Origin of the sequence: Amycolatopsis kentuckyensis (genome assembly GCF_002155975.1) — a bacterium.
Lineage (GTDB): Bacteria > Actinomycetota > Actinomycetes > Mycobacteriales > Pseudonocardiaceae > Amycolatopsis > Amycolatopsis kentuckyensis.
Genome location: NZ_MUMI01000226.1, coordinates 41,723 through 48,230, shown reverse-complemented (window position 1 = coordinate 48,230; position 6,508 = coordinate 41,723). Strand labels below are relative to the sequence as shown.

General features: G+C 72.9%; 8 protein-coding genes. 3 read left to right on the top strand and 5 right to left on the bottom strand.

From position 1 onward, the window contains the following. The 4 genes from CCN39_RS22455 to CCN39_RS22440 all read right to left on the bottom strand — a co-directional run. Nucleotides 1-883, bottom strand: an 883-nt coding sequence (locus tag CCN39_RS22455) for an ABC transporter permease (RefSeq protein WP_086844998.1), incomplete at its 3' end; no start/stop codon positions are given. Next, nucleotides 880-1,566, bottom strand: a complete 687-nt coding sequence (locus tag CCN39_RS22450) for an ABC transporter ATP-binding protein (protein ID WP_086844996.1) — start codon at nt 1,564-1,566, stop codon at nt 880-882. The genes CCN39_RS22450 and CCN39_RS22455, both read right to left, overlap by 4 nt. Beyond that, a complete protein-coding gene (locus CCN39_RS22445) occupies nt 1,563-2,657 on the bottom strand; it encodes a peptidoglycan-binding domain-containing protein (RefSeq protein ID WP_208630314.1) in 1,095 nt (364 codons plus the stop codon). The genes CCN39_RS22450 and CCN39_RS22445 overlap by 4 nt, the downstream gene beginning before the upstream one ends. Further along, nucleotides 2,654-3,196, bottom strand: a complete 543-nt coding sequence (locus CCN39_RS22440; RefSeq protein WP_086844994.1) for a hypothetical protein — start codon at nt 3,194-3,196, stop codon at nt 2,654-2,656. The genes CCN39_RS22445 and CCN39_RS22440 overlap by 4 nt, the downstream gene beginning before the upstream one ends. Nucleotides 3,197-3,308: 112 nt before the next feature. Between CCN39_RS22440 and CCN39_RS22435 the strand changes: the two genes are divergently transcribed. The 3 genes from CCN39_RS22435 (at nt 3,309) to sepH (ending at nt 6,157) form a co-directional block, all read left to right on the top strand. Then, nucleotides 3,309-3,971, top strand: a complete 663-nt coding sequence (locus CCN39_RS22435) for a response regulator transcription factor (RefSeq protein ID WP_086844992.1) — start codon at nt 3,309-3,311, stop codon at nt 3,969-3,971. Then, nucleotides 3,968-5,119 carry a sensor histidine kinase gene (locus CCN39_RS22430; protein ID WP_086844990.1) on the top strand — a complete coding sequence of 384 codons (1,152 nt, stop codon included), beginning with the start codon at nt 3,968-3,970 and terminating at the stop codon, nt 5,117-5,119. Before CCN39_RS22435 ends, CCN39_RS22430 begins: the two co-directional genes overlap by 4 nt. Nucleotides 5,120-5,311: 192 nt before the next feature. Then, nucleotides 5,312-6,157 (top strand): septation protein SepH, encoded by an 846-nt coding sequence (gene sepH, locus CCN39_RS22425; protein WP_086844988.1) that lies wholly within the window; start codon nt 5,312-5,314, stop codon nt 6,155-6,157. On the opposite strand, the gene CCN39_RS22420 is transcribed toward sepH, so the two are convergent. Further along, the gene (locus CCN39_RS22420) at nt 6,154-6,504 is read right to left on the bottom strand and encodes an MmcQ/YjbR family DNA-binding protein (protein ID WP_086844986.1); all 351 of its coding nucleotides are present in this window, start codon (nt 6,502-6,504) and stop codon (nt 6,154-6,156) included. The genes sepH and CCN39_RS22420 overlap by 4 nt on opposite strands. Between the last annotated feature and the right edge of the window lie 4 nt (nt 6,505-6,508).

The window sequence follows — 6,508 nt, the reverse complement described above, 5'->3', positions numbered from 1 at the left end:
CGACCCCGCCGACCAGCAGCGCCACCCCGCCGAGGCCGAGGAACAGCGCGCTGTACGTCGTGTCCGTCAGCTTCTGCGCCGCCAGCGCGTCCGACGGCCGCCGGACCTCGACCTCGTTCGGCGCCTGCGGGTTCAGCGTGGCCGCCAGGACCGAACGCACGCCGTCCACCGCGGATTCCGCCGCGCGGACGTACACAGTGGACGGATGGCCGTCGAAGCCGAGCAGCCGCTTCGCGACGTCCCAGCCGACCAGCGCCGAGCGCTCGATCTCCGGCGCGAGCGGCATCGGCGCGAGGATGCCCACCACGGTGAACCACTGCGTCCCGATCAGCACCTGCGGCGGCCGGGCCGGGTCGATGTGGTCGATGCCCAGCCGGGCGGCGGCCTGGGACCCGAGCACCGTCACCGGGTAGTTCTGGTTCCCCGCGGCCAGGAACGCACCGGCGCGGACCTTCCCGTTCAGCACGCCGAGCAGGTCCGGGCGTGCCGCGTACACCGCCAGCCCGGACGTGTCGTCCGGCGCGATCTTGTCGCTGCGGCGCACGCTCGCCGACGTCGTCCCCGTGCCCGCCGCCGCCTGCACCGGGCCGATCCGGCGGGCCATCGCGACCGCGTCGTCCGGCAATGTCGCGTTGTCGCCGAACAGCGTCTGGCCCGGGCCGGCCGTCAGCAGGTTGGGCCCCAGCGCGGCCAGCCGGTCGTGCAGGGCCTGCGCCCCCGACGCCGGGATCGCCAGCACCGCCACCATCGCGGCGACGCCGATCGCGATGCCCAGCGCGGAAAGCACCGCCCGCACCGGCCGCGTGCGCATGCCGTGCGCACCGAGCGCGACGACGTCCGGCGGCTTCAGCCGGGCCGGTTCCGGCAGCGTCACCAAGGTCATCGCGCACCCACCAGGCCGGTGTCCAGCCGCAGGCGCCCGTCGAGCAGCTCGATCCGGCGCGGCATGCCCGCCGCGATTTCGCGGTCGTGGGTGATCACGACGATCGTGGTGCCGTCCGCCGACAGCTCGCCGAGCAGCGCGAGCACGGACGCGCCGGTGCCGGTGTCGAGGTTGCCGGTCGGCTCGTCGGCCAGCAGGATCGCCGGGTCGTTGACGACCGCCCTGGCGATCGCGACGCGCTGGCGTTCCCCACCCGAAAGCTCACCGGGCCGGTGCCACGCCCGGTGCCCCAGCTTGACGCGGTCGAGCGCCGCCAGTGCCCGCGCGCGCCGGCGTCGCCGCGGCACCCCGGCGTACAGCAGGCCGGTGCACACGTTGTCCACCGCACTCATCCCTTCGTCGAGGAAGAACTGCTGGAACACGAACCCGATCCAGCGCGAGCGCAGCGCCGAGACCTTGCGGTCGGGCAGCGCGGCGACGTCGTGGCCGCGCAGCTCCACCCGCCCCGACGACGGCCGGTCGAGCGTGCCCATCAGGTGCAGCAGCGTCGACTTGCCGGATCCGGACGGCCCGACGATCGCCACCATTTCGCCGTCTTCCAGCGCGAGCGAGACGCCGTCGAGCGCGGCGACCCCGCCGGGGTAGGTGCGCGTGACCTCGTGCACGCGCAGCACGGGCGTCACGACGTCGTCACCACCCGCATGCCCGCGGCCAGTCCGTTGCCGGTGACCTCGACCTTCCCGCCGCTGAACAGTCCCGTTTGGACGGCGATCAGCCGTCGTTGGCCGTTCTCGTCGACCTCGACCGCGTACCCGCCTTCGGCGAGCGCGAGCAGCGCGCCGACCGGGACCGCCAGCACGCCCTGGCGGACGTCCTTGGTGAACCGGACGGCGGCCGGGGCCGAGTCGAGGCTGCCGGCGACGGCCGGGTCGTCGAGCCGGACGGTCACGGTGATCTTCGGCTTGCCGTCGTCCTGGCCCGCCGCGTCCTTGCCCTCGACGGCGGTCCGCCCGACGTCGGTGATCGTGCCCGGCGTCGTCTTCCCGTTGATCGTCACGGACGCCTTCGCGCCCTGCTGGGCGAGGCCCTGCTTGGCCGCGTCGAGCTTCACCTGCACCGACCGGACGGTGCCGGTCGTCTTGAGCACCTCGCCCTGGGCCGGTGAACCGGGCTTCGCCGCCAGCGCCGACACGCGGACTTCGCCCGCGGCCAGCACGACGTCGCCCTGGCCGAACGTGCCGGTCTGCTCCAAGCCGAGGGACTTCTGCCACTTCTTCAGCGCGGTCGCCGTCGCCGAGGTGAACTTCTTGTCCGGTGTGCCGAAGCCGCCGAAGCCGCACGCCTTGAGGTTCTCCTCCAGCTGCTTGACGTCGGCGCCGTCGTCCGCGCCCGCGGCGAGGTCGCGGTAGAACGGCAGCGTGCCGTAGAACAGCGGCACCGGCTTCGCGTCCACGCCGTACACCGCTTTGCAGCGGGTCAGGGTGGCGCCGGCGTCCGGCAACGACGTGATCGTGCCCGGCTTGCGGCCCGCGACGACCGACTCTTCGCCGTAGCCGAGGGTGCCGTCGGCCTCTTCTTCGTCGCTGAGGTCGGTTTTGACCACCTCCGCGGTCTCGGCCGCGGGCGGTGCGGCCTCCTTGACCGGTGTCGCGCTCGACACGCGCGTCAGGATCACGACGGAGCTGGTGCCCAGCACCACGACGAGGACGGCGCCGGCGATGAACCAGCGCGTCCGGCCGCGGCGGCGGGGCTTGAGGTGGGTCACGTCGTTCACTTGCCCGCCGCCTCGGAGCGGACGCTCATGCCGAGACCGCACGCCTTGGCGGCTTCTTCGAACTTCTTCGGGTCGTCACCCGGACCGCCGATCCGCACGCCGCCCTTGCCCGCCGGGTCCGGGTCCGGCATGTCGACGCCGTGCTCCCGCATGCACTTGGCCTCCTTGCGCATCTTGTCGAGTTCCTCGGCGCTCGGCGGCTTCATCTCGCCGCCGTTGGGCATCAGGTGCTTGCACGCCTTCTGCGCGCCGTCGAGCTTCCCGTTGTCGGCGTCGGCGCCCTGGATCGCGATGGACATCCCCTTGCCGTCAGGGGCCGGCTTCGGGTCGGGCATGTCGACGCCGTGCTCGCGCATGCACTTGGCGAAGTCCCGCATCTTGTCCTCGTCGCTCTTGCCGCTGTTGTCGGCCGCGGCGGGCCCGCCCGTCTTCGACGGCGTCGAGATCGAGGCGACCTTCGACCCGTCGTCGGGCTTCGCCCCGCAGCCGCCGAGCAGCAGGGCCGTCCCCAGCGCCGCGACGACTATCCGTGTCCGCATGGCTCGCTTCCTTTCGTCCGGTTGGGACCCAGGTCTACGGATCGGGGGATTCGGGCGCGCTAAGCGACGCCGCTTATGCGGTCCTTATGGCCTCCCTGCGCAGACTGGGCCGGTGCGGGTGCTGGTGGTGGAGGACGAGCGGTTGCTGGCCGACTCGGTCGCGGAGGGGCTGCGGCGCTTCTCGATGGCCGTCGACGTCTGCTACGACGGCGAGCAGGCCATGGAACGCGTCGGCGTGCACGGCTACGACGTCGTGGTCCTCGACCGCGACCTGCCGAAGGTGCACGGCGACGACGTCTGCGCGGCGGTGGTCCGGGCGGGCGGCGAGGCGCGGGTGCTGATGCTGACCGCGGCCGCCGACGTCACCGACCGGGTCGCCGGCCTCGGCCTCGGCGCCGACGACTACCTGACGAAGCCGTTCGCGTTCGCCGAGCTGGTCGCCCGGGTGCAGGCGCTGTCGCGGCGCGCGCGGCCGGCGTTGCCGCCGGTGCTGGAACGCGACGGCGTCGTGCTCGACCTGCCGCGTCACCAGGCCGCCCGCGACGGCCGGTTCCTGCTGCTCTCCCCGAAGGAGTTCGCCGTGCTGGAGGTGCTCATGCGAGCGGAGGGCACCGTGGTCAGCGCCGAGGAACTGCTGGAAAAGGCCTGGGACGAGCACGCGGACCCGTTCACCAACGCGGTGCGCGTCGCGGTGATGACGTTGCGGCGCAAGCTGGGCGACCCGCCGGTGATCGAGACCGTGCCGGGGGCCGGCTACCGGTTCGGCGCGCCGTGAACGGCCTGTCCGTCCGGACGAAGCTGACGGCCTGGTACGGCGCATTGTTCCTGCTCGCCGGGCTGGTCCTGGTCGTCATCAACTATCTGCTGGTGCAGAGCACGCTGCCGGACCCGACCCGCGCCGCCCTGACGACGATCGGCTCGGCCGACGCGGTCTACGGCGTCCAGGGCACCGCCGCCATCGGATCTCCGGGTGTCGCGGTGCGGCTGCTCAGCGGCTCGCTCGACACCTACCGCTCCTCGACGCTGTCGACGCTGGTGGTCGGCTCGGCGATCGCGCTGGTGGCCACGGCGGCGCTGGCGGTGCTGTTCGGCTGGCTGATGGCGGGCCGCGCGCTGCGGCCGCTGCACGACATCACCTCGGCCGCGCGCCGGCTGGAGGCGGGCAAGCTCGACCGCCGGATCAACCTCGAAGGCCCCCCGGACGAGCTGAAGGAACTGGCGGACACCTTCGACGGCATGCTCGACCGGCTCGCGGAGTCGTTCGACAGCCAGAAGCGGTTCGTCGCGAACGCGTCCCACGAGCTCCGGACCCCGCTGGCGGTGCAGCGGACGCTGATCGAGGTGGCGATGGCCGACCCCGAGGTCCCGCCGGAGCTGAAGAAGCTCGGCACGCACCTGCTGCACACGAACGAGCGCAGCGAGCGGATGATCGAGGGCCTGCTGATCCTGGCCCGCAGCGACCGCGGGCTGCACGCGCGCACGCCGGTGCGCCTCGACGAGATCACCGCGTCGGTCGTCCGGGCCACGGCGGCGCAGGCGAAGGCGGCCGGGGTGACGGTCGAGACGCGGCTGCGCCCGCGGACGGTGGCGGGCGACCCGGTGCTGCTCGAGCGGCTGGTGACGAACCTGGTGGTCAACGCGATCACGTACAACGCGTCGGGCGGTTGGGTGTACGTCGAGGTGCGCGGGGAGCCGGCGCTGGAAGTGCGGAACTCGGGACCGGCGGTGCCGCCCGAAGCGGTGCCGACGCTGTTCGAGCCGTTCCGCCGGCTGGGCGGCGCGGAGCGGACCGGGGACACGCGCAACGCGGGGCTCGGGCTGTCGATCGTCCGCTCGGTGACCCAGGCCCACGGCGGCCGGGCGGAGGCCCAGCCCGGCCGGCGCGGCGGCCTCGCGGTGACGGTCCGGCTGCCGCCTGCTTGATCCACTCGATCGTGACTTTGCGTGTCCGGCGTGTCACCCCTTTGCCGCTGACCTGCCTGAGTAAGGATGCGGGGGACGCAAAATGAACAGTGGGCAGTTCGGTGCGGACTCGGCGCGCCTCGCACGTCAAGCCGACGCGCCGTTCTAACGTGGGCACCCACAACGGTGAAGAAGATCGGGGAGGCGAGAACAATGCGGGCGCTGCGAGTGGTCGGACTGCACGAGGACGGCAAGTCCATCGTGCTCGAAGACCCGGCGAGCCGTACTCGTTTCCTGCTCCCGGCTGATGAGCGACTGCGCGCGGCGGCGCGGGGTGACATCACCCGCCTCGGCCAGATCGAAATCGAGTTGGAGAGCCAGATGCGGCCACGCGAGATCCAGCAGCGCATCCGCGCCGGCGAGTCCGTCGAGCAGGTCGCCGCGAGCGCCGGTGTCTCGACGCAGCGCGTCGAGCGCTACGCCTACCCCGTCCTGCTCGAGCGGTCCCGGACCGCCGAGCTGGCGCAGAGCGCCCACCCGGTCCGCGAGGACGGCCCCGACGTGCAGACGCTCGGCGAGGTCGTCGCGTACAGCTTCGGCGTCCGCGGCCACGACTACTCGCAGGCCACCTGGGACTCCTGGAAGGGCGACGACGGCCGCTGGGTCGTCGTGCTCCGCTGGAAGGCCGGGCGGTCGGACAACCGTGCGCACTGGGCGTTCTCGCCGGGCGCCCACGGCGGCACGGTGACGGCGCTGGACGAGAACGCCGAGGTCCTGCTGGACCCGAACGCCTACCGCGCCCCGCGCACGGTCCGCGCCCTCGAGCCGGCCCGCGCGACGGAGTTCCAGCCGACGCTGGATTCGGTGGAGCCGGAGCGCGCGCAGCTGCCGTCCGCCGAGCCGGACCCGGACGACGACACCCGCGAGATCCCGCGCGTCCCGGTGGACCCGGACGAGGACACGACGGTGCCGGAGCCGCGGCCCAAGGCGAAGAAGAACCACCCGATCGTGCCGTCCTGGGAGGACGTGCTGCTCGGGGTCCGCTCGCAGCGCGGCTAAACCACCCGCGCCGCGAGCGTCTTCGGCGCCACCAGCCGGTAGGCCTCGCGGACGATCCGGTCGACCTCGGCCCAGTCGACGTCGACGTCCAGCCGCACCCCCAGCCACCCGCGGTGGCCGACGTACGGCGGGCGGAAGAACCTCGCCGGCTCGGTGCGGACCAGTTCCTCCTGCACCCCCGGCGGCGCCGGGCACCAGAAGGCGAGCACGTCGTCGTGGTGGTGGTCGGCGAACATCGCGAAGGTCTTCTTGCCGCGGACGAACCACGTCGGCTCGCCGTGGCTGAGCCGCTCCGTCGTTTCCGGCAGGGCGAGGCACACCTTGCGCAAAGCCTCCAGCTGCTCCATCCCG

What these genes read in the sequence shown, in the direction of transcription:
- CCN39_RS22440 (WP_086844994.1), bottom strand. Translation starts at nt 3,196, where the DNA reads ATGCGGACACGGATAGTCGTCGCGGCGCTGGGGACGGCCCTGCTGCTC.
- sepH (WP_086844988.1), top strand. Translation starts at nt 5,312, where the DNA reads ATGCGGGCGCTGCGAGTGGTCGGACTGCACGAGGACGGCAAGTCCATC.
- CCN39_RS22420 (WP_086844986.1), bottom strand. Translation starts at nt 6,504, where the DNA reads ATGGAGCAGCTGGAGGCTTTGCGCAAGGTGTGCCTCGCCCTGCCGGAA.